Raw genomic sequence first — 22244 nt, 5'->3', positions numbered from 1 at the left:
TGGACACCCGGCCAGCCTAAGGCCCGGCACCGGCATCCGCCCCGGCCCCTGAAGATCGGCGCCCAATTGGACCCCTGCCGCGTACCCCGGGACACGTGTGCGGCATCCTTGTGACAGATCACACTGTTTGGACCGCCCGACAAAATGGGCACCACGGTCCCTCGGTACACGGGGGAGCAAGATCCCCTGAGCAGGTCGACAAGGAGAGAACTCGTGGACGACGTTCTGCGGCGCAATCCGCTCTTCGCGGCGCTCGATGACGAGCAGGCCGCGGAGCTCCGCGCCTCCATGAGTGAGGTGACCCTCGCCCGCGGTGACTCGCTGTTCCATGAGGGCGACCCCGGAGACCGCCTGTACGTGGTCACGGAGGGCAAGGTGAAGCTCCACCGCACGTCCCCCGACGGCCGCGAGAACATGCTGGCCGTGGTCGGCCCCAGCGAGCTCATCGGCGAGCTGTCGCTGTTCGACCCGGGCCCGCGCACCGCGACCGCCACGGCACTGACCGAGGTCAAGCTGCTCGGCCTCGGCCACGGCGACCTCCAGCCCTGGCTGAACGCCCGCCCGGAGGTGGCCACCGCGCTCCTGCGCGCCGTCGCGCGCCGGCTGCGCAAGACCAACGACGCGATGTCCGACCTCGTCTTCTCGGACGTCCCGGGCCGCGTCGCCCGCGCCCTGCTCGACCTGTCGCGCCGGTTCGGCGTGCAGTCCGAGGAGGGCATCCACGTCGTGCACGACCTCACGCAGGAAGAGCTGGCCCAGCTGGTCGGCGCGTCCCGCGAGACGGTCAACAAGGCCCTCGCGGACTTCGCCCAGCGCGGCTGGCTGCGCCTGGAGGCCCGCGCGGTGATCCTCCTGGACGTGGAACGCCTCGCCAAGCGCTCACGCTGACCGCACACCTGGCCGTACGTCATCGGGCCCCGTCTCCTCACGAGACGGGGCCCGACGTCGTCAAGGAAGTCGTCAAGGAAGCGGAAAACGCGCCCTCGGCGGCCCTGCGCGCGGCACCGTGAGCGCATGACCGGCAATGCTGTCCGCCGTCCCGGACTCGACGCGCGGGGCTTCCTCACCCGGGAGGGCTCCCTCGCGCGCGTGCCCCCGGCCTTCCGTCCGGTCGTCGCCGCGGCACGTGACCGGCTCACCGCCGTGTTCGGGCACCGGCTGCACAGCGCGTACCTCTACGGGTCGATACCGCGCGGCACCGCGCGCGTGGGCCGCAGCGACCTGGACCTGCTGCTCGCCCTGCACCAGGAGCCGACCGCGGCGGACCGGGACGACGCCCGGGCGCTCGGCGCGGCCCTGGACGAGGAGTTCAGGCAGATCGACGGGCACGGCACGCTGCTGTTCAGCCGGGCACGGCTGCTGAGCGACCTGGAGAGGTACGACCTGGGGTGGTTCGTCGCCTGCCTGTGCACACCGCTGCTGGGCGAGGACCTGGCCGCGTGCCTGCCGCGCTACCGCCCGGACTCGCGGCTGGCCCGCGAGACCAACGGCGACCTGGCCCGGCTCCTCCCGCACTGGCGCCGGCGGATCGCCGAGGCGGGCGACACGGAGGAGGCCCGCCGGCCCCTGGTGCGCTTCATGTCCCGGCACCTGGTCCGTACGGGCTTCACGCTCGTCATGCCCCGCTGGAACGGCTGGACCAGCGACCTGCACGAGATGGCCGAAGCCTTCGCCGGGTTCTACCCCGAGCGCGGCGACCAGCTGCGGACCGCGGCCGCCCTGGCGCGGGACCCGGCCGGGGACGCCGCCGTGCTCGCGGCGTACGTCGGCGATCTCGGTCCCTGGCTCGCCGCGGAGTACGCGCGCGTGCACGGCGTCAAAGCGCCGCGTCCCTGAGGGCATGGGCTCCCCTGGGGCCCTAGATGAGCCCGTGCTCCTCCAGATAGTCCATCTGCGCCCGGACCGAGAGCTCCGCCGCCGGCCACAGGGAGCGGTCCACGTCCGCGTAGACGTGGGCCACGACCATGGGCGGGGTGCGGTAGCCGTCCTCCACGGCCGTCTCCACCTGGGCGAGGCGGGTGGCGCGGTGGGCGAGGTAGTACTCGACCGCGCCCTGGGCGTCGTCCAGGACGGGGCCGTGCCCCGGCAGGACTGTGTGGACGCCGTCGTCGACCGTGAGGGAGCGCAGGCGGCGCAAGGAGTCCAGGTAGTCGCCGAGACGGCCGTCGGGGTGGGCCACGACCGTCGTGCCGCGGCCGAGGACCGTGTCGCCGGTGAGGACCGCCCGGTCGGCCGGGAGGTGGAAGCAGAGGGAGTCGGAGGTGTGGCCGGGGGTCGGTACGACGCGCAGTTCCAGCCCGCCGGTGGTGATGACGTCTCCGGCGGCCAGGCCCTCCTCGCCCAGCCGCAGGGCCGGGTCGAGGGCACGCACGCGCGTGCCGGTCAGTTCGGCGAACCGGGCGGCGCCCTCCGCGTGGTCGGGGTGGCCGTGGGTCAGCAGGGTCAGGGCGACCCGCTTGCCGGCCTGCTCGGCCGTGGCGACGACCTGCCGCAGGTGCCCGTCGTCCAGCGGACCCGGGTCGATCACCACGGCCAGGTCCGAGCCGGGCTCGGAGACGATCCAGGTGTTCGTGCCGTCCAGGGTCATCGCCGAGGCATTGGGGGCCAGGACGTTCACGGCCCGCGCGGTGGCGGGCCCCGAGAGGACCCCGCCGCGGGGCTGGCCGGGAAGGGCGGTTGCGTCCGTCATGCGGTGGCTCCACCGGTCGCGATGTGCTTGGTGAACTCGTCGTGGCCCGGCCAGGAGAGCACGATCTCCCCGTCCACCAGGCGGGCGGTGGCCAGGACGGGCGTGAGATCACGCCCCGGGGCGGCTTCGAGTGCCCCGGCGGCCGTCCCGTATGCCGTCAGCTGGCGCAGGGTCGCGATCGTCGGCGGCATCATCAGCAGCTCGCCCTTGTCGTACCCGGCCGCCGCCTCGCTCGGGGCGATCCACACCGTGCGGTCGGCCTCCGTGGAGGCGTTGCGGGTGCGCTGCCCCTCGGGGAGCGCGGCCACGAAGAACCAGGTGTCGTAGCGGCGGGACTCGAACTCCGGGGTGATCCAGCGGGTCCAGGCGCCGAGCAGGTCGGAGCGCAGGACCAGGCCGCGGCGGTCCAGGAACTCCGCGAAGGACAGGTCCCGGGCGACCAGGGCGGCCCGGTCGGCCTCCCAGTCGGCGCCCGTGGTGTCACCGACGACCGCGTCGGCGGCCGGCCCGGCGAGCAGCACGCCCGCCTCCTCGTACGTCTCGCGTACGGCCGCGCAGACGATCGCCTGGGCCGCCGTCTCGTCGACGCCGAGCCGGTCCGCCCACCACGCGCGCGTGGGGCCGGCCCAGCGGACGTGGTGGTCGTCGTCGCGCGGGTCGACACCGCCACCCGGATACGCGTACGCGCCTCCGGCGAAGGCCATGGAGGCGCGTCTGCGCAGCATGTGGACGGCCGGGCCGCTGCCGGTGTCCTTCAGGAGCATGACGGTGGCCGCGCGCTTCGGGGTCACCGGGGTGAGGGTGCCGGCCGCGAGTGCGCGGATGCGGTCGGGCCACTCCGGGGGGTACCACTGACCGTTCGCCATGGGCGCGAGGCTATCCCGTGACGGGCGGATGTTCGAGTGGCCCCCGGGGACGGATTCCGCAGCTGGGGCCACCGAAGAGGGTGCTACGCGAGCTCCACCTGGATCTCGACCTCGACCGGCGCGTCCAGCGGCAGCACCGCCACGCCGACCGCGCTGCGGGCGTGCACGCCCTTGTCGCCGAGGACCTCGCCGAGCAGCTCGCTCGCGCCGTTCAGCACCGCGGGCTGGCCCGTGAAGTCCGAGGCCGAGGCCACGAAGCCGACGACCTTCACCACGCGCGCGATGCGGTCCAGGTCACCGGCGACGGACTTCACGGCGGCCAGGGCGTTCAGCGCACACGTGCGTGCCAGCTCCTTGGCCTCCTCCGGGGTGACCTCGGCGCCGACCTTGCCGGTGACCGGAAGCTTGCCGTCCACCATCGGGAGCTGCCCGGCGGTGTAGACGTACGGCCCGGACTGCACGGCCGGCTGGTACGCGGCGAGCGGCGGTACCACGTCGGGCAGGCTCAGGCCGAGCTCGGCCAGCTTCGCCTCGACGGCGCCCACTACTGCTTCTCCCGCTTCAGGTAGGCGACGAGCTGCTCGGGGTTGTTCGGCCCGGGCACGACCTGGACGAGCTCCCAGCCGTCCTCGCCCCAGGTGTCCAGAATCTGCTTCGTGGCGTGGACGAGCAGCGGCACGGTTGCGTATTCCCACTTGGTCATGTGGCCGACTCTAGCCGCTGTCCCGGAGGGGTCACGCGGCCGACCACGGCATGGGTTGTCCACAGCCTCCCGCGTAGCCCGGGCACGAACTGGTTAGGCTCGAATACGTGAGCAGGCTCCAGGTCGTCAGCGGCAAGGGCGGTACCGGCAAGACCACGGTGGCCGCGGCCCTAGCGCTGGCCCTGGCCACGGAGGGGAAGCGGACGCTTCTCGTCGAGGTCGAGGGCCGTCAGGGCATCGCGCAGCTCTTCGAAACGGAAGCGCTGCCTTATGAGGAACGGAAAATCGCGGTAGCACCCGGGGGCGGGGAGGTGTACGCACTCGCCATCGACCCCGAACTGGCCCTTCTGGACTACCTCCAGATGTTCTACAAGCTGGGCAGCGCGGGACGGGCCCTCAAGAAACTCGGCGCGATCGACTTCGCCACCACCATCGCGCCCGGCCTCCGGGACGTCCTCCTGACCGGCAAGGCCTGCGAGGCCGTACGCCGCAAGGAGCGCAGCGGGCGGTTCGTCTACGACTACGTCGTCATGGACGCCCCGCCGACCGGGCGGATCACGCGCTTCCTGAACGTGAACGACGAGGTCGCGGGCCTCGCCAAGATCGGCCCGATACACAATCAGGCGCAGGCCGTGATGCGGGTGCTGAAGTCGCCCGAGACGGCCGTGCACCTGGTGACGCTGCTGGAGGAGATGCCGGTCCAGGAGACCATGGACGGCATCGCCGAGCTGCGCTCGGCCCGGCTGCCGGTGGGGCGGATCATCGTGAACATGGTCCGGCCGGAGGTGTTGGACGAGACCGACCTGGAACTCGTACGGACGGTCCCGCGTTCCACTGTCGCGCGGTCCCTGTCGTCGGCGGGGCTCGGCGGGGCGCGGCGCGGCGGGCACGCCGAGCGGCTGGTGGACCCGCTGCTCACGCAGGCCGAGGAGTACGCCGAGCGGTACACGCTGGAGCACGAGCAGCGCGCGGTCCTGGCCGAGCTGGGCCTGCCGCTGCACGAACTGCCGCTGTTCGCCGAGGGCATGGAGCTGGCGGGGCTGTACGAGCTGGCCCGTGAGCTGCGCGAGCAGGGCGTGTCATGAGCCAGGACGGACAGGCAAGGCACGCGAGGCCCGTCATGAGTCGGAAGCAGGGGATGTCATGAGTCGTCCGGACCCGGCCCACCACCGTCTGTCGCCGGCGCGTCTGCTCGACGTCGATCCGCTGCTGGAGGACCCGAAGACCAGGATCGTGGTCTGCTGCGGCTCGGGCGGGGTCGGCAAGACCACGACCGCGGCGGCCCTGGGCCTGCGCGCCGCGGAGAGGGGCCGCAAGGTGGTCGTCCTGACCATCGACCCGGCCCGCCGGCTCGCCCAGTCCATGGGCATCGACTCGCTGGACAACACCCCGCGCCGGGTGAAGGGCATCGACGACACCGCGGGTGGCGAGCTGCACGCGATGATGCTCGACATGAAGCGCACCTTCGACGAGATCGTCGAGGCGCACGCGGACCGCGAGCGGGCGGACGCCATCCTGGGCAACCCCTTCTACCAGTCGCTCTCGGCGGGCTTCGCGGGCACGCAGGAGTACATGGCGATGGAGAAGCTCGGGCAGCTGCGCGCCCGGGACGAGTGGGACCTGATCGTCGTCGACACCCCGCCGTCCCGCTCGGCGCTGGACTTCCTGGACGCGCCCAAGCGGCTCGGCTCGTTCCTGGACGGCCGGCTGATCCGGCTGCTGACGGCACCGGCGAAGCTGGGCGGCCGGGCCGGGATGAAGTTCCTGAACGTCGGGATGTCGATGATGACCGGCACCCTCGGCAAGCTGCTCGGCGGTCAGCTCCTCAAGGACGTCCAGACGTTCGTGTCCGCGATGGACACGACCTTCGGCGGCTTCCGCACGCGCGCGGACGCGACGTACAAGCTGCTCCAGGCGCCCGGCACGGCGTTCCTCGTGGTCGCGGCACCGGAGCGGGACGCGCTGCGCGAGGCCGCTTACTTCGTGGAACGCCTGGCGGCGGAGGACATGCCGCTCGCCGGCCTGGTGCTCAACCGGGTGCATGGCAGCGGCGCCGACCGGCTGTCGGCCGAGCGGGCGCTCGCCGCCGCGGAAAATCTTGAAGAGCCCCGCATTGTGGATCAGGAGGGCGGGAAAGCAGTACTTCGTAACTCCCCCGACGCACAGACCAGTTCAGACTCTCCCACGCCCGGAACACCAGCTGGGGCTCCGGGATCGGCTCCCGAGGGTGGCTCCCCCACCGAAGACGCCGAGAACACCGAGCACGTCGAGGACGCCGAGCGGTCCGTGGACCAGCTCACGGCTGGCCTGCTGAGGTTGCACGCCGATCGCATGCAGCTGCTCTCCCGTGAGCAACGCACGCGTGACCGCTTCACCGCGCTGCACCCCGAGGTGGCCGTGACGGAGGTGGCCGCGCTGCCCGGCGATGTGCACGACCTCGCGGGACTGCGTGCCATCGGCGACCGGCTCGCGGCCGACGAGCGCGAACTGCCCGGCCCCGTCGACCAGCCGGAACCGCCCGAGGCGACTGCCTGAGGTCACCCGGGGCGCCTGAGTCATGGCCAAGAACTCGCAGGTGATGGCGAAGGGCCCGGAAAGGGCCCTCAGACCTGGAGCCGGGGAGCTCCCGAGGGGGACTCCTCAGCTCACCGCAGCGTAGTTCTCGTAGATCTCGTCGTCGTCCAGGGGCAGAACACCGCACCCCCGCTCGTACTCCGTGCGCGCCGTCTCCAGCAGCCGGCGCCAGGAGGTCACCGTGGGACGCCTGCGCAGCAGTGCGCGGCGCTCCCGCTCCGTCATGCCTCCCCACACGCCGAACTCGACGCGGTTGTCGAGCGCGTCGGCCAGGCACTCCGTGCGCACCGGGCAACCCGTGCACACCGCCTTGGCCCTGTTCTGCGCTGCTCCTTGAACGAACAGTTCATCCGGATCGGTAGTGCGGCAGGCCGCCTGCGCACTCCAGTCGACTACCCAGCCCATACCGGCGCCGTCCTCTCCCGAATCGAGGCTCCCCCACGGCGGCAGCGGCATATTCACCGCCGCCAGTTGAGGACGTTACGGAAGGTGGGCACAGCGCAACACCCCCTTCGGGCCCAATCTTGAATGGCCCGAACGGACTATGGGTAAGCGGCAGATCACCCGGGGGAGTGAGCTGGCGGCATACGTAACTTTCCCGACAAACCGGGACAGTTCAGCTACGTCACAACGGACGCCGTATGACACACAAGGCGGATTCGGACACGGCCCCACCAAAAAAGTTGGGGAACACCCAGAACGATTCGGGGTCGCCGGACGTATTGATACGTGACCTCACTGCTGTGACAGTTGAGAGCAGCTTAGGCCAAGGCCTATACGCCTGTCCGGCGAATGAGAACGTAGGCTGCCCTCATGCCAAACAAGCGCTCGGGCGGTGGTCTGTCTCCCACGCAGCAGGCCGCCAAGTTCCTCGGTGTCAGTGTCCTCGCGGGAGCCGTGCTGGCCGGCATCGCGCTCCCGGCGGTGGGCGCGCTGGGACTTGCGGCCAAGGGATCGGTCGAGAGCTTCGACGACCTCCCCGCCAACATGAAGACCCCGCCGCTGAGTCAGCGCACCACGATCCTCGACGCCGACGGCGGCCAGATCGCCACGGTCTACTCGCGCGACCGCACGGTGGTCCCCCTCAAGGACATCTCGCCGTACATGCAGAAGGCGATCGTCGCGATCGAGGACTCGCGCTTCTACCAGCACGGCGCGGTCGACCTGAAGGGCGTCCTGCGCGCCCTCAACAAGAACGCGCAGACCGGCGGGGTCTCCGAGGGCGCCTCCACCCTGACGCAGCAGTACGTGAAGAACGTCTTCGTCGAGGAGGCGGGCAACGACCCGACCAAGGTCGCGCAGGCCACCCAGCAGACCATCGGCCGCAAGATCCGCGAGCTCAAGTACGCGATCCAGGTCGAGGAGGAGCTGGGCAAGAAGAAGATCCTCGAGAACTACCTGAACATCACGTTCTTCGGCCAGCAGGCCTACGGCGTCGAGGCCGCCGCCCAGCGCTACTTCTCCAAGTCCGCCAAGGACCTCAGCCTGGAGCAGTCGGCCCTGCTCGCCGGCATCGTCCAGTCGCCCAGCCGGTACGACCCGGTCAACGACGAGACGGAGGCCACCAAGCGCCGCAACACCGTGCTGCAGCGCATGGCGGCCGTCGGCGACATCTCCAGGGCGCAGGCCGCCGACGCGATGAAGGCACCGCTCGGCCTGAAGGTCAGCAAGCCCAAGAACGGCTGCATCACGGCGGTCAAGGGCGCGGGCTTCTTCTGCGACTACGTGCGCGAGGTCTTCCTGAACGACCCGGTCTTCGGCAAGACCAAGAAACAGCGCGCGAAGATCTGGAACCAGGGCGGCCTCACCATCCGCACGACCATGGACCCGCAGGCCCAGAACGCGGCGCAGCGGTCCATCAAGGAGCACGTCTACAAGAGCGACGAGGTGGCCACCGCCGCCTCCCTCGTCCAGCCGGGCACCGGCAAGATCCTCGCCATGGGCCAGTCGCGTCCGTACGGCTTCAAGAAGAACGAGACGCAGATCAACCTGTCCGTCGACCAGTCGATGGGCGGCGGCATGGGCTACCAGCCCGGTTCGACGTTCAAGCCGATCGTGGCCGCCGCGGCCCTCGAGGACGGCATGCCGGCGAACAAGGTGTACCCGTCGCCCTACCAGATGGCGTACCCGAGCCCGGTCTCGGCCTGTGACGGCAAGCGGTGGGTGAACGACCCCGCCAACCCGGCCAAACTGGAGAACGAGAACTCCTCCGAGGTCGGCCCGTACGACATGCGGGAGGCGACCGCCAAGTCGGTCAACACCTACTACGTGCAGATGATCAGCGACATCGGCATCTGCCCGGTGACGACGATGGCGAAGAAGATGGGCGTCGTGCGGGCCGACGGCGACAAGATGCCCCAGGTGCCCTCCATCGCCCTCGGCACCCAGGAGATGTCCCCGCTGACCATGGCGAACGCGTACGCGACCTTCGCCTCGCGCGGCATGTACTGCACGCCGGTCGCCATCGAGTCGGTCAGCCGGCGGGTCGGTGACAAGACCTCGTCCCTGGAGGTGCCGAAGTCGACCTGCTCGCGCGCGATGTCGGAGAACACCGCCGACACGATCAACGCGCTGCTGAAGGGCGTCGTCGAGGACGGTACGGGCAAGAAGGCCGGCCTCGGCAGCCGCCCCAGTGCCGGTAAGACCGGTACGACCGACGAGCGCTACGCGGCCTGGTTCGTGGGCTACACGCCGAACATGGCCGGCGCGGTCTGGGTCGGCGACCCCGCGCACAAGCGCAAGATGGTCGGCATCACCATCGGCGGCCGCTCGTACGGCAAGGTCTTCGGTGGCGAGGTCCCCGGCCCGATCTGGGGCGACATGATGTCCGGCGCGTTGGAGGGCAAGCCCGTCGAGAACTTCAACACCGTCCACATCCCCGACAGCAAGCCGCGGGACCGCGGTGACGGTGACGACGACGGTGGCGGCCGCGACGACGACGGCAACGGCGACGACGGCTTCATCGGCGGCCTCGTCGGCGGCAACAACAACGGCGGAGGCGGCGGCGAGCCCTTCCCGACGCCCTCGTTCTCCATCCCGGAGGGCTTCATCCGGGGCCAGAGCAACGGCGGCGGCAACGGAAACGGCGGCCGGTTCGGCTGATCGGCAGGCGTGACGGAACGTAACCGAAACGGACGGCCCAAGGCGCGACCCAAGGGACGACCAAAGGGACGCCCCAAGGGACGGCCCCCTCTCACCCGCGTGGGTGAGAGGGGGCCGTCTCCGTCCGTACCGGGTCAGCAGGTCTCCGGGGCGATCACCGGATCAGCCGGCGAGCAGCTTCTTCACAGCGGCGGCGACGCGGCCGCCCTCGGCCTGCCCGGCCACCTTCGGGTTCACGATCTTCATGACCGCGCCCATGGCCCGCGGCCCCTCGGCACCGGCCGCCTTCGCCTCCTCGACGGCCTGGGCGACGATCTCCTGAAGCTGCTCGTCCGACAGCTGTTGCGGCAGGTACGTGGCGAGGACCTCGCCCTCCGCCTTCTCCCGCTCGGCCTGCTCGGCACGGCCACCCTGCGCGAAGGCGTCGGCCGCCTCACGGCGCTTCTTGGCCTCCCGGGTGATCACCTTCTGCACCTCGTCATCGGAGAGCTCGCGCTTCTCCTTGCCCGCGACCTCCTCCTTGGTGATCGCGGCGAGCGTCAGCCGGAGCGTCGAGGAGCGCAGCTCGTCGCGCTCCTTGATCGCAACGTTGAGGTCATCCTGCAGCTTCGACTTGAGCGTGGTCATGGGGTCGATTGTCGCAGGTGCGGGAGGAAGAGCGCCCCTTCATTTAGGGGGCCGTGGCCGAAGGGCCGGTGCCGTCAGGGGATTTCGGGCGCCGCCCGGGCACGGGCAAGGGTCGCGGTCTGACACGATGGTTGTATGCGCGCGCGATACGGAGTCCCCCTGGGAATCGCGGCGGCTGGCGCCGCCGGTCTGTTGTACGCGGCGGGCTTCGAGGCCCGCTCCTTCCGCCTGCGCCGGGTCACCGTCCCGGTCCTGCCCCCGGGAATGCGCCACCTGCGTGTGCTCCAGGTCTCCGACATCCACATGGTCGGCGGCCAGCGCAAGAAGCAGCGCTGGCTGCGGTCGCTGGCGGGTCTGCGCCCCGACCTCGTGATCAACACGGGCGACAACCTGTCCGACCCGGAGGGCGTCCCCGAGGTCCTCGACGCGCTCGGCCCCCTGATGGAGTTCCCGGGCGCGTACGTCTTCGGCTCCAACGACTACTACGGCCCCAAGCTGCGCAACCCCGCCCTCTACCTGCTCGAGAGGGCCCAGGGCCGCCACGGGCTCAACGGCAACGCGCCGGCCAAAGGCGTGGTGCACAACCCGTGGGAGGACCTGCGGGACAGCTTCGACGCGGCGGGCTGGCTCAACCTGACCAACTCACGCGGCGAGCTCAAGCTCGAGGGCGTCTCGGTGGAGCTCACGGGCCTGGACGACCCGCACATCAAGCGGGACCGCTACGCGCAGGTGGCCGGCGGCCCGTCCGAGTCGGCGGACTTCTCCATGGGCGTCGTGCACGCCCCGTACCTGCGCACCCTGGACGCCTTCACGGCCGACGCCTACCCCCTGATCCTGGCCGGCCACACCCACGGCGGCCAGCTGTGCATCCCCTTCTACGGCGCCCTGGTCACCAACTGCGACCTGGACACGGACCGGGTGAAGGGCCTGTCCAGGCACAGGGCGGAGGGCAATACGTCGTACCTGCACGTGTCGGCGGGCTGCGGCACGAACCGCTACACGCCGGTACGGTTCGCGTGCCCGCCGGAGGCCACGCTGCTGACGTTGGTCGGGCGGGACGAGGACTGGCGGAATTAGACGCGGCAGGACTGGTCGGGGCTGATCGGGGCTGATCGGAACTCGTCGGGGCTGGTCGGCCCCGGGTAACCCACACAGCCCCGGCCACATCGCCCCCTATGTCCGGTTCTGCCAGCGTGGGGGCATGACCGCCCCGATACCCCGGGACATCCCGGACCTCCCAGCGATACCGTCCCCGCCGGCACTGAAGCCCTCCCCCGTGCCCGCCACGGCCGTCGTCCCCCCGGTCCGCCGCCCCGCGGCCGCGGCCTTCCGCCTGCTGGTCGCCCTCGCGGCGGCCGGGGGCGTGACACTCGAACTGCTCCTCGGCGACCCGTCGCGGGTTCTGAGTCACTTCACGATCCAGAGCAACATGCTGCTCGCGCTGGTCATGGCCCTCTCGGCCCGCCGCGCGTGGACGGCCGGCCGACCCCTGCCGGGTACCGTACTGGGGGCGACGCTGCTCTACGTCGTCATCGCGGCCCTGGTGCACCACCTGCTGCTGACCGACGAGGCGAGCTCCTTCTCCCTCACGGGCGAGGCCGCCGCCCCGACGGGCGGGCAGGCCCTCTCCCACGCGGTGCTGCACACGGTGACCCCGATCGCGGCGGTCCTGGACTGGCTCCTGCTCACGTCCCCCGGCCGCATGCACCTCCGCCAGGCCAGCACCTGGCTCCTCTACCCCATGGCCTACCTGGCCTTCTGCCTCACCCGAGGCGAGCTGCTCCTCCCGGGCACGCCCGACCGCTACCTCTACCCGTTCCTGGACGTCGGCCAGGACGGCTTCAAGCGCGTCCTCGGCAACGCCCTCCTCCTGGGCCTCTCCTTCTACGCCCTGGCCGTACTCCTCGTGGCCCTCGACCACGCCCGCCCGAACCCCACCCACCACCGCGGCAAAACCGGATTTCGTCTCTAGCCACCGGTGGGCTAAAGTAAACGTCGTCGCCGCGACAGCAGCGACATCGGGGTGTAGCGCAGCTTGGCAGCGCGCTTCGTTCGGGACGAAGAGGTCGTGGGTTCAAATCCCGCCACCCCGACAGTGCAATAACCGAAAGGGCCTGATCCAGTGGATCAGGCCCTTTCGGTTTCGGTTTGTGCGGGGATCCCGCTACATCGACGCCCCGCTCACGATGCCCAGCAGCGTGAGGGCGACGAAGGCCGTGCCCCACGCCAGGGCGTGGCGTATGCAGCGGTACTTGGTCCAGGCGGTCTGGGACAGGACCGCCAGCTGGCTCAGGTCGCGGGACACCGGGTCGGTGCGGCGGACCGTCCGTTCCAGGTGGGCGGCCGACAGCGCCAGCCTCGCGTCGCCGAAGTAGTGCGTGCGGGAGTGGTGGGGGCTTCCCAGCCGTGGGGTCACGGCCAGGCCGAGCAGGACGAGTGCGGGGACGCAGGCGGCGCAGCCCGCCCACAGGAGGAACTGCGGGACCGCCGGGTACTGGCGCGGGGTGATCACGCCGCTGCCGATCGCCCCGAGCAGGGCGGTCAGGGCCGCGCCCAGGGACGCCAGCATCAGACCGGCCTTGTTGTCGGCCCTCACCAGCTCCTCACGGGCCTCGGTCAGCAGGATCCTGGCGAGTTCCGCGCCGCGGTCGGCGTCGCCTCCGGGTGTGGTCATGGCTCCCTCCTCCTTGCCGTCGGTGTCGGGCGGCTGCCGCCCGGCGGGCGGGCGGCAGCCGTGGTGCGCGGTTCCTCGTGCGGGCGGGTGCTTCAGACCGTCGACGACCGGCGGATCTCGTCCTCCAGGGCGTTCACGGCCTGCCGGACCCTGATGTTCATCGCGGCCGTGTGCTCCCTGGACGCCGCCTCCGATTCGGCGCGGTGGCGCCGGACGTCCTGTTCGATGGCGTCCTGGGCGATCTCCAGATTCGCCATGGCACGGCGTTCGGCGAGCCGGACCTCCTCTCCGTGGATCTTGACGGCGCTGTTGCTCTCGCTGCTGAGCATCCGGTCGTACGCGGTGTCGCCGCTCAGGTACTTCACCAGCACGGGAAGCATGTCGAGGAGCACGAACAGCAGGCGGACCAGCCAGATGCCCGCGAACAGCACCGCGTTGCCGCTCGCGAGTTCGTCGAGGGCGCGGATCCGCTCCAGGAGACCGATCTCCCTCTGCTTGGCGCGTTCCTCGTCCAGCCGCTGCTCGATGCCGTCGGCGCGGGCCTTCAGGAACGCCCCGCGGGACCCGGTCAGCTCGGCCTCGATCTTCGAGATGCGGTTGTTCATGCCGGCGAGCCGCTTCTCGTTCTCGCTGGTGCGGTGCGTGGTCCGGTAGCCCTGTGCCTTGTCACGCAGGCGCAGGCACTCGGAGGTCCGCTGGTAGAGGCCGGTGGCGGCGATACGGACCAGCCGGCGGCACTCGTCCCGTACCTCGGAGTCGATGGCCTCCAGCCGGGTGGTGTCCCGGTCCACTCGCTTCTGCAGGGTGGCGGCGTCCGAGCGCAGGGCTTCCAGTTCCTCGCCGCGTTCGCCGGGCGTCGCACCGAAGGAGAGGACGTACGTCCGGCCGCATCCCTCGGGTGTGACGGCCCGAGTCGTGGACGGTACGGGGTTGCAGCGGACCAGGTTCGTGCGCAGCCGGTCGATGGCGTCCGTGCGTTCGTCCGCGACGCGTTCCTCGATGGCCGTCTGGAAGATGCGCAGGACCAGCGGTTCGGCGATGACCACACCGAGCAGGAGCGCGATGAGCAGGCGCGTGACGAGAGGGCCGGCCCGTCGCCGGGCGTTCGGCTGGGGGGTGACCAGCCAGCGGTCGAGGTTGAGGACGAACAGCATCCAGATGACCGTCGGTATCAGGGCCAGGAAGGAGACCCTGCCGAGTGCCTCGGTCGCGAAGTTCCACATGGAGAACGCCGCGATGACGGAGGTGCCGAGCACCACCCCGCCGAGGGCCGTGTACTTGCTCCGCTCGTACTTGACCCTGGCCAGCAGTTCCTCGTCGACACCGGTCAGGGCGCGCAGCCGTCGTGCGGTGCCGAATCCGGAGGGGCGGGGAACGGAGGCGGGGGCGGGCGCCTCCCGCCGCCCGGTGGTGCGGGCGGTGGCCCGTCCGTTCTCTGCGCGAGCGGCGCGAGCGGCAGCGCCGTCGCCATGGGGCTGCTGGTCCTCCGCGGGGCGCGAGGCCGTCCGGAGGTTCGTGAGGAAGTCAGTCAACGAGATCGTCCTCGTCCGCGACGAAACCAACCTGGGCGTCGCGCGCGCCGGCCCGGCCCGCTGCCGCACTGCCGGCGCGCGCCGTGCCCGGCTCGACCATGCGGGCGCTGTCGGCGGCGGCTGTGACGGCGGGTGCGGCCTGGCCGCCGGTCTCCCGCAGGACCTGGTCCAGGACCTGGTGGTAGTCGACGTACTCGCTGCCGCCCATCTGCCGCAGCAGCGTCAGCAGCATGTCGCGGCGCATCTGCGCCTCCGCCGTCTCCCGCGCCTGCGCATGGGCCCGGTCGGACGTCTCGGCCGTGTGACGGCGGGCCGATTCCTCATCGGTGGCCCGGTGGATCCGGGCGGCCGCCTGGGTGACGTCGATCTCCTGCCGGGCGATGCCGAAGGCGTCCACGTGGTCGGATCCCTGGGAGAGCAGTTCCGCGATCCGCCGGGCGTCCTCGGTCTCGAAGTCGCGCTGCCCGCGCTGGAGTTCCCAGGCACGCCGCTCGTCGCGCAGCTTCTGCTCCCAGTCGCGCAGGTCGTCCGAGGCGTGCACCTCGGCGCTGACGAATTCCACGCTCATGCCCGCGACCCGTGGTGGCACGATCGCGCTGTAGGCCGTCATACGGTGGCTGACCTCGATGCGTACGGCATTGACCTCCTCCACGCGGTGCCCGGCGCCCATCCTCGGCAGGTCGGAGTCGCCCATCAGGTAGGCACGCAGGGGAACGGTGACATCGATGATGCCCTGCCGGGCGACGATCGTCGGGTCGGTCACCTGGCAGGTGAAGGCCGCCCGCACCGTGAAGTTGTCCGCCTCGCTCATCGACGGGAGCGTGCGCTCGACCTCGACCAGGCGGGCCCGGGTGTCGACCAGGCTGACCGAGGAGGCGTCGAGCACGTCGGGGTGGGCCGGGTCGAACACCATGCCCTCGGGGAAGGTGCGGTAGTTCCCGCCGACCCTGAAGACGTAGGCCGCGCCGGGCGGCAGTGGGGGTACGTCCTCGCGGCGGCGACGCCGAGACCACCAGGTCCCCTGGACCGTGGTCAGGATGTGCTCGGCGATGACCGGGTAGTTCACTTGCTTCGGCCTCCTCGGGCTGAAGGGAAGGGTGCGGTGGATATATGGCGCGCGGTGGTCCGCCGGGGGTCCGCCGGCGCCCGTCCGCGCAGTGATCCGATGAGCACCTGCGCCAGTTGGCGGGCGCCGGGGATCGCGTAGTCGGGGTGTTTCAGGGCGATGGACAGGTGGTGGCACAGGGCCGCCCACTGGCGGCCCGTCATGGCGCCGCGCATGGCCTCGCCGAGTTCGCGCACGGCGCCGGTGACGGAGGGGTCGTCGCGCAGTTGCACCAGCGTCCGGCACAGCGCGCCGACCGCCCGGCTCCTGTTGCCGCTGTGCAGTACGTCGGCCCACAGGGACCCGAGGTGGCGGGCACTGTCCGGGACGGTGCGCAGAAGAGCAGCGGTGACGGGCTCGTCGGTCTCCAGCCCTACGGCCTCCAGCAGTTGGACCGTGGTGCGCAGCGCGATCGACCTCTCCCGTGACCCCGGCCCCGTCCTGGCGATCACCGTCCGTACGTAGCGGAGGATGAACAGCACGCGCTCGGGATCGAGTTCGGCGGTCTGCAACAGCAGGACCAGCGAACGGCGGGCCGAGAACGCGACCCGCTCCCCGCGCTGCGCCAGCGACCAGAGCCCGTTGAGCGCGTCCAGCCGGTAGAGGGAGCCCAGGCGGCCCGTCAGCGCCATGGCCGCCGTCACGGCACGGCCCTGGCCGCTGTTGTCCGTCCAGCTCACGACGATGTTCAGGGCCTGCGGCGCGAGATGCTCGACGTCGCACATGAACTGCAGGGTCAGCGCGGCGGTGACGCGCTGGTTGGTGAGTCCCTCGGACCACACCTTCAGCAGGTTCTCGTCGACCTCGACGAGGGCGTGCCGGGCCAGCAGCGCGACGCCGCGGGCCACCTCGGTACGGGTGTCGAGGTCGCCGCGCAGGGCGAGGTCGCCCAGCCACTGGCGCAGCGGGTACCAGAGCCCGTATCCGTACAGGTCGTGGAGTTCGGCGATGACGAGCTCGCGGACGCGCGGCGAGGTGAAGACCGGACGCCGCTCGCTGCGGCCGGCGTCCCGGCCCCGGCCCGGCCGGTGCTCGGTCGTCACGAGCCCCACGGCCCGTTCCCTCCACCGGGCCCGGGACTGCCGGGCGACCGCGCCGCCCGGTGACGTCCCCTTCTCGTCGTCGGCCCCGGCGACCGGCCTCTCGCCGCTCTGCTCCCATTCGTGCACGTGAACGGCGAGCGCGGCGCACTCCTTCTCGAACGTCCGCTCCGGCACGCCCTCCAGGAAGGCCAGGGCCGCGAGCGGGAGCAGGTCGTCCGCGGAGGGCTGCTGCCGGAACCACTCCTGGACCCGCTCCCGGTAGAGGTCCCGGAGGGTGTCCAGCGCCTTCCCGGCACCCTCCTGGGGCAGGACGGCGGCAGCGGCGACGACGTCCGCGGGCCGCCGCTGCTCACCGACCCGTTCCAGCAGCTCCTGCTCGGTGTCCGGTGCGAGGGGGACGTGCGGCAGCATCCGCCGGCAGTGCTCGAACAGCTCCACCGGGTCCGGGGTGTGCCACGGCACGCAGTGGTCCCGCAGGGCCAGCCGCCGGCGCGTCGCCCCGGCCGCCGTGACGACCAGGTACGACCCCGTGCGGCGCAGTTCCTCGCTCAGCCGCCCGACCTCATAGGCCTGCACGGCCCGGTCGGGCAGCTCGCCCACGTAGTCGAGGATGACGTATCCCTGACCTGGTCTGAGGTCCCGCGACGCGGCCAGGTCGGCGAGGGCGTTGGCGGGTGAGAGGCTGCGCAGCCTCGCCGCGTCGCCCAGGATCTCCCGGAGCAGGGCGAGGGATCCCGCGCCCCGGCCGCATCCGTCCTGGCCGGTCAGCACCACGAGGGCGTTCTCGCGCAGCTTGTCGAGCGCCTCGTCGAAGCAGGGCTGCGGGGGCAGGTAGAACCGCAGGGCCCGGTCCGCTTCCTCCGGTTCGATGGTGCCCGGGGCGAGGCCCGGGGACGAGGCGGCGCCCATGCCGAACGCCGCTCCCGTGGCGTCGACGACACCGTAGAAGTTGTTGTTGACGAGCTGGTGGACGCGGCGGAGGTCGTCGTAACCGCGGTCGTCCTCCTCCCGTTCGTCCGGCTCCCGGCGCCGCTCGGCGGGCCTGTCGGAGCCCTGCTCCTCGTCCCCGGCCCGCGGTGCGCTGCCGGGGTCGTCCGGCACGGGCGGCTCGGGGTCCTCGTCGGGAGCGGGGACGAGGGGCGGGTCCAGCCCGTCGTCCGGGTCCGTGACGTCAGCCACCGGCGCTCCCGAAGCCGAAGACGGCTCCCCGGGCGTCCACCGGGCCGGCGATGTTGGTGACGTTGGTGTGCTCGCCCCGGTACTCGTTGCTGATCAACGGCCCGCCCACGGCGGCCGGCTGCGGCCGGTCCGCCGCGGGCTCCCCCGGTGCCGGGGCCGCGTGCTTCCCCCACTGCGCGGCCCCGGGCTCAGGCGGAGCCACGGCCGGGGCGGGCACCCACAGCCAGGCCGTGGCCTCGTACTCCTTCACCTGCGCGGTGACGCGGGTGAAGTCCTCGGTGGACAGGGTCGTGTGCCCTCCCGCCACCGTGGACCGGAAGACGTCGTCGGACAACAGCAGCGCCAGGTCGGCACCGGGGTGGGCGGCCAGGGCGTCGTAGAGCGGACGCGCGGTCAGCAGGCGTGCGGTGGCCACCACCGCCGTGCCGGCGAAACCGTTGTCGGCCAGTTCCACCAGCCCCTGGTGGACGACCGCCCGCAGCCGCATCCGGGCCTCGGGCACGCGCTGGACGTTGTACTCGCGCAACTCGGCGACGAGATGGCGAATGTAGTCGTCGACCAGGCGCGGCTCGGTGCCGTCCAGGAGACGCACCGCGAGCTGCTCGTCGCCCTTGCGCTGGATCTGCCACTGCGCGCGATCCAGGTCGGCGCCCCTGGCGGCGCCGTCCAGAAGGCGCGGCAGATCATGCTGCGTCTGGGACTGTCCACGGTCGTTCTTTCCACCGTAGGCCTCCGCGTCCACGGCTATACAGGCGCAAGGACGGAAACCGGACCACTCAGCCACCCGATCATTCCTCTCTGGACGTGCCATGAGCGGGCACCGCTCACGAAGTGCTGCCCGAGAGGCTAGGAGAGGGGGCGAGAAGTGATCCCGTACTAATACGGGTTGTCGGCCACGACTTTGGCGAATTCAAGCAGTTTCGGGACGTCACAGATGGTTATGGTTCGGTAACTGCGTTCCACCAGTCCCTGTGCTGTCAGTGCGGCCAGGCTCTTTTCGGCCGTGTTGAGCTTCAGACCGGCCAGCGAGGCGAGTTCCTTCTGGGTGAGCGTCACACCGAGGTCGCACCGCCGGCCGTCGCCGTCCGGCACGGGCTGGGCGTAGGCCTGGCTCAGCTCGGCCAGGACCCGGGCCAGCCGGGTCAGCGAGTCGTAGGCCTGGAAGTCCACCCGTCGCCGGTTGGCCCAGCGCAGGCGGGCGCACAGCATGTGGAGGATGGCCCGCATCGCGTCCGGGTGGCGGGTGAGAAAGGCCTCAAGTGCGCGCATCTGGATGATGCGCGCGGTCACGTCGCTGCACGCGACGACCGTGCCGGACCTCGGGCGGTCCTCGAAGGCGGCCATCTCACCGACCAGGTCGCCCGCTATCCGGACGGCCAGCAGCATGTCGTAGCCGCTCTCCGCGCTGGCGACGACCTTCACGACACCGCTCGTGATCAGCAGGACGTGCCGGCTCTCGTCGCCCTGCTGCAGCAGCGCACGATGCGGTGGATAGGCGATCGGCGTGCCCAGTTCCAGGAGTTCCTCGCGTGTGGCATTCCGCAACCGGCCGAGAAATGTTGATGGCGGCCACACGTGATTCACCAGCACCTCCGACGGTCTCACTCCGCGGCGCCTCGCGCCGCTCAAGCCCGACCATGCTGCCGTCGGGCCGTGCCCTGGCAAACAGAGGTGAAGAGAAGTGGCCTGTTTTCTCGCGTGGAAGCCTGAATTGACCGAACGAGCGTTCCTCTTGAACGGCCGATCTCAATACCGGCGAGTAATGTAATGGGGCGTCCGGCTCGGGGCCTGAGGCACTAGGACAGCACCCCGGCCAGCGTCCCCGCCACAGTGAGAGCCAGGAACACCGCCCCCCATCCCATCGCGTGCCGTATGCGGCGGTGCCGGGACGGGATGTCGGCAGGCCGGGGCCCTGTGGCCAGGCTCAGCAGAACCAGGGACGGCGCGCAGGCCGCGCAGCCGGTCCACAGGAGGAGCTGGGGGATCGTGGCGTACTGGGTGGGCGTGATGACCCCGGCGGTGATCGCGGCCAGGAGGGCGGTCAGGGCCGCGCCGAGGGTGGCCAGGGTCAGGCCGGCCCGGTGGTCCGCCTTGGCCAGCTCCGCGCGGACCGCCTCGGACAGGCGCGGCGGGTCGAGTTCCGCCGTGTGCTCGCCGTGGAGTGTGCTCATGCGTACTCCTCGCTGATCAGCGGTTCTTCCCGAGTACCCCAAAGCGGGCGTGGCACACCGGAGTTCAGGTGTTCCACGTCTCGTCGTACGGGTCGTGCGGGGTGGGGACCGGTCGGGCGGTCGTCACCTTCAGGTACGGGATCGGGCCGCCGTTCACCGGGTCCTTCATACGGCGGGGGGTGTAGGTGCCCGTGATCTCCAGCCAGGTGTCCGGCCGCAGGACCGGGGGGATGGCGCCCGTGAGGGCGATCTTGACCGGCTGGGCGTCGGCCGCGCAGCAGTTGAGGCCCATGCGGACCAGGTAGGGGGTGCCCTTGCGGTCCAGGGTGACGAAGCCGGTGATCTTCAGCCGGCGGTTCTGGAGGGAGCGGCCGTCGTCGTAGACCGCGCGGCCCGCGTAATCGGCCACGGCGAGGCGCAGGGGTGCGTCCCCGGTGGGGAGGGCTGGGAAGCCGAAGGGTTTCGTCAGGGCCGTGCCGGTGTGCGCCGCGCTGTAGGAGCCCAGGGCCGGTGGGGCGACCAGGATCAGGGCGAGGACCGGGAGCGTGAGGAGCCAGGAGACACGGGGTTCGCGGTGCGGGTGATGGTCGTGGGCGCGGCCCCTGCGGTCGTACCAGAGGGTGGCGGCCGCCGTGGCGATGAGGACCGCGCCGGCCAGGAGGACCAGGGGGCGCAGGCCCTCCTTGACGTAGCGCAGGTAGAGGTCGGTCGTGGCGGCGTGCAGGAGGGTCGCGCCGAGGAGGAAGAGGAGGGCCGTCTGGGCCAGGCGGTTCACAGCAGGACCGTTCCGGTCAGGGCCGATACGACGACGGCGAGGGCGAAGGTCGCGGGGGCGAAGCGCAGGGCGAAGGCACGGCCGAAGGTGCCCGCCTGCATCGCGAAGAGCTTCAGGTCGATCATCGGGCCGACGACCAGGAACGTCAGACGGGCCGTCAGGGAGAACTGGGTCAGGGACGCCGCCACGAACGCATCCGCCTCCGAGCAGATGGAGAGCAGGACGGCCAGGGCGGCGAGGACCAGGACCGACAGGACCGGGTTGCCCGCCGCGAGGCTCAGCCACTGCGCCGGGACCACGGCCTTGAGGGTCGCCGCGGCCATCGCGCCGATCACCAGGAAACCGCCCGCGTGCGTCACGTCATGGCGCACCGACCCCCAGAAGGCCGCTCCCCTGCCCTGCCCCTCGTACGACGCGCGGTCCGGTGGGCGGAGCCAGTCCGTGCGGCCGAGGCGGTGCCAGAGCCAGCCCATCGAGCAGGCCACCAGCAGGCTCGCGACGAAACGGGCCAGGACCATCTCCGGGTTGCCGGGGAACGCCACGGCCGTCGCCGTCAGCACGATCGGGTTGATGGCGGGTGCCGAGAGGAGGAAGGCCAGGGCCGCGGCGGGCGTGACCCCCCGGCGGACCAGGGCTCCGGCCACCGGCACGGACGCGCATTCGCAGCCCGGCAGTACGGCACCGGCGGCGCCCGCGACCGGGACGGCGAGGGCCGGGCGCTTCGGCAGCGCCCGCGCGAAGAACGACGGCGGCACGAACACCGCGATCGCCGCCGACAACAGCACGCCGAGCACCAGGAACGGCAGCGCCTGGACCATGACCGCGACGAACACCGTCATCCAGCTCTGCATCACGGGTGCGGCCAGGGCCCCGCGGATCGGGTCCTGGAACATCACCGCCGTGAGCAGCACAAGGGTCAGCAGGAGGGGGGAGTTGAGGTGCCGGCCTTCTTGCTCGCGGCCTTCTTGTTCGCGCCCTTCGTTCCCGCGGGCTTCCTTGGCGCGGGCTTCCGTCGCGCGGCCTTCCGTCGCGCCGCCGTCCCCCTCGGTGCCGCCGGGCTCGGCGCTGTCCTGCGGGGCAGTCTTCGTGATGGCCACGGGCCCGGTACCTCCGGTGGTGCGCGAGGGCATTCCCCATTCCCTCCCCTTGCGTACGGACGGCGACGGCCGGGCGTTCACGCGGCACCGTCCCCTTCTGGAACCGG

At 71.3% G+C, this 22244-nt stretch carries 22 protein-coding genes and 1 tRNA gene; 8 read left to right on the top strand and 15 right to left on the bottom strand.

The genetic code is table 11. The features are described 5' to 3' along the window. Positions 1 to 213: 213 nt before the first annotated feature. A complete protein-coding gene (locus HNR57_RS16855; RefSeq protein WP_020129286.1) occupies positions 214 to 888 on the top strand; it encodes a Crp/Fnr family transcriptional regulator in 675 nt (224 codons plus the stop codon). A gap of 126 nt (positions 889 to 1014) precedes the next feature. After that, entirely contained in the window at positions 1015 to 1836 is an 822-nt protein-coding gene (locus HNR57_RS16850) for a nucleotidyltransferase domain-containing protein (RefSeq protein WP_184560810.1), read from the top strand. A gap of 22 nt (positions 1837 to 1858) precedes the next feature. Here HNR57_RS16850 and HNR57_RS16845 read toward each other — a convergent pair whose 3' ends face one another. The 4 genes from HNR57_RS16845 to sp36 all read right to left on the bottom strand — a co-directional run bounded on the left by HNR57_RS16845 (position 1859) and on the right by sp36 (position 4258). Continuing rightward, positions 1859 to 2689, bottom strand: a complete 831-nt coding sequence (locus HNR57_RS16845) for an MBL fold metallo-hydrolase (protein ID WP_184560809.1) — start codon at positions 2687 to 2689, stop codon at positions 1859 to 1861. Continuing rightward, positions 2686 to 3555: an NUDIX hydrolase gene (locus HNR57_RS16840; RefSeq protein ID WP_184560808.1), complete on the bottom strand. Its 870-nt coding sequence runs from the start codon at positions 3553 to 3555 to the stop codon at positions 2686 to 2688. The genes HNR57_RS16845 and HNR57_RS16840 overlap by 4 nt, the downstream gene beginning before the upstream one ends. 83 nt (positions 3556 to 3638) lie before the next feature. Beyond that, on the bottom strand, positions 3639 to 4100 hold the full coding sequence (locus HNR57_RS16835) for a RidA family protein (protein WP_031115991.1): 462 nt from the start codon (positions 4098 to 4100) through the stop codon (positions 3639 to 3641). Beyond that, on the bottom strand, positions 4100 to 4258 hold the full coding sequence (gene sp36, locus HNR57_RS16830) for a Sp36 family protein (protein WP_003991873.1): 159 nt from the start codon (positions 4256 to 4258) through the stop codon (positions 4100 to 4102). The genes HNR57_RS16835 and sp36 overlap by 1 nt, the downstream gene beginning before the upstream one ends. A 107-nt stretch (positions 4259 to 4365) precedes the next feature. On the opposite strand from sp36, the gene bagA reads away from it, so the two are divergent. After that, positions 4366 to 5343: an ATPase BagA gene (bagA, locus tag HNR57_RS16825; protein ID WP_184560807.1), complete on the top strand. Its 978-nt coding sequence runs from the start codon at positions 4366 to 4368 to the stop codon at positions 5341 to 5343. Positions 5344 to 5401: 58 nt separating this feature from the next. After that, entirely contained in the window at positions 5402 to 6793 is a 1392-nt protein-coding gene (gene bagB, locus HNR57_RS16820; protein ID WP_184560806.1) for an ATPase BagB, read from the top strand. Between the two features lie 105 nt (positions 6794 to 6898). Here the strand turns inward: bagB and wblA are convergent, their stop codons facing one another. Further along, complete coding sequence (gene wblA, locus HNR57_RS16815; RefSeq protein ID WP_030846174.1) at positions 6899 to 7237, bottom strand: transcriptional regulator WblA; 339 nt, start codon at positions 7235 to 7237, stop codon at positions 6899 to 6901. A gap of 408 nt (positions 7238 to 7645) precedes the next feature. Here wblA and HNR57_RS16810 point away from each other — a divergent pair, with 408 nt between their 5' ends. Beyond that, positions 7646 to 9934 carry a transglycosylase domain-containing protein gene (locus tag HNR57_RS16810; RefSeq protein WP_184560805.1) on the top strand — a complete coding sequence of 763 codons (2289 nt, stop codon included), beginning with the start codon at positions 7646 to 7648 and terminating at the stop codon, positions 9932 to 9934. Between the two features lie 162 nt (positions 9935 to 10096). Here the strand turns inward: HNR57_RS16810 and HNR57_RS16805 are convergent, their stop codons facing one another. Then, positions 10097 to 10561 (bottom strand): GatB/YqeY domain-containing protein, encoded by a 465-nt coding sequence (locus HNR57_RS16805; RefSeq protein WP_184560804.1) that lies wholly within the window; start codon positions 10559 to 10561, stop codon positions 10097 to 10099. Positions 10562 to 10696: 135 nt separating this feature from the next. Between HNR57_RS16805 and HNR57_RS16800 the strand changes: the two genes are divergently transcribed. From HNR57_RS16800 to HNR57_RS16790, 3 genes are all read left to right on the top strand, one after another. Further along, positions 10697 to 11638 (top strand): metallophosphoesterase, encoded by a 942-nt coding sequence (locus HNR57_RS16800; protein WP_184560803.1) that lies wholly within the window; start codon positions 10697 to 10699, stop codon positions 11636 to 11638. A gap of 124 nt (positions 11639 to 11762) precedes the next feature. Continuing rightward, the gene (locus tag HNR57_RS16795) at positions 11763 to 12533 is read left to right on the top strand and encodes a Pr6Pr family membrane protein (RefSeq protein WP_184560802.1); all 771 of its coding nucleotides are present in this window, start codon (positions 11763 to 11765) and stop codon (positions 12531 to 12533) included. 47 nt (positions 12534 to 12580) lie between these two features. After that, a tRNA-Pro gene (locus tag HNR57_RS16790) sits at positions 12581 to 12654 on the top strand. A 71-nt stretch (positions 12655 to 12725) separates the two neighbouring features. Here the strand turns inward: HNR57_RS16790 and HNR57_RS16785 are convergent. The 9 genes from HNR57_RS16785 to HNR57_RS16745 form a co-directional block, all read right to left on the bottom strand. Next, the gene (locus HNR57_RS16785; RefSeq protein ID WP_184560801.1) at positions 12726 to 13235 is read right to left on the bottom strand and encodes a Pycsar system effector family protein; all 510 of its coding nucleotides are present in this window, start codon (positions 13233 to 13235) and stop codon (positions 12726 to 12728) included. A 92-nt stretch (positions 13236 to 13327) separates the two neighbouring features. Then, the gene (locus HNR57_RS16780; protein WP_184560800.1) at positions 13328 to 14767 is read right to left on the bottom strand and encodes a DUF4407 domain-containing protein; all 1440 of its coding nucleotides are present in this window, start codon (positions 14765 to 14767) and stop codon (positions 13328 to 13330) included. Then, positions 14760 to 15833, bottom strand: coding sequence for a hypothetical protein (locus HNR57_RS16775; protein ID WP_184560799.1), 1074 nt, complete (start codon positions 15831 to 15833; stop codon positions 14760 to 14762). The genes HNR57_RS16780 and HNR57_RS16775 overlap by 8 nt, the downstream gene beginning before the upstream one ends. Further along, the gene (locus HNR57_RS16770; RefSeq protein ID WP_184560798.1) at positions 15830 to 18094 is read right to left on the bottom strand and encodes a hypothetical protein; all 2265 of its coding nucleotides are present in this window, start codon (positions 18092 to 18094) and stop codon (positions 15830 to 15832) included. Before HNR57_RS16770 ends, HNR57_RS16775 begins: the two co-directional genes overlap by 4 nt. Continuing rightward, on the bottom strand, positions 18087 to 18878 hold the full coding sequence (locus tag HNR57_RS16765; RefSeq protein WP_184560797.1) for a hypothetical protein: 792 nt from the start codon (positions 18876 to 18878) through the stop codon (positions 18087 to 18089). Before HNR57_RS16765 ends, HNR57_RS16770 begins: the two co-directional genes overlap by 8 nt. Positions 18879 to 18970: 92 nt before the next feature. Further along, positions 18971 to 19639 carry a Crp/Fnr family transcriptional regulator gene (locus tag HNR57_RS16760; RefSeq protein ID WP_184560796.1) on the bottom strand — a complete coding sequence of 223 codons (669 nt, stop codon included), beginning with the start codon at positions 19637 to 19639 and terminating at the stop codon, positions 18971 to 18973. Between the two features lie 251 nt (positions 19640 to 19890). Beyond that, on the bottom strand, positions 19891 to 20265 hold the full coding sequence (locus HNR57_RS16755; RefSeq protein WP_184560795.1) for a Pycsar system effector family protein: 375 nt from the start codon (positions 20263 to 20265) through the stop codon (positions 19891 to 19893). A gap of 64 nt (positions 20266 to 20329) precedes the next feature. After that, complete coding sequence (locus HNR57_RS16750; RefSeq protein WP_184560794.1) at positions 20330 to 21040, bottom strand: TIGR03943 family putative permease subunit; 711 nt, start codon at positions 21038 to 21040, stop codon at positions 20330 to 20332. Then, a complete protein-coding gene (locus tag HNR57_RS16745) occupies positions 21037 to 22137 on the bottom strand; it encodes a permease (protein ID WP_184560793.1) in 1101 nt (366 codons plus the stop codon). The genes HNR57_RS16750 and HNR57_RS16745 overlap by 4 nt, the downstream gene beginning before the upstream one ends. Positions 22138 to 22244: the final 107 nt, after the last annotated feature.

Origin of the sequence: Streptomyces paradoxus, from assembly GCF_014202475.1 — a bacterium.
GTDB classification, from domain to species: Bacteria; Actinomycetota; Actinomycetes; order Streptomycetales; family Streptomycetaceae; genus Streptomyces; species Streptomyces paradoxus.
This window is presented reverse-complemented; position numbering and strand designations above follow the sequence as displayed.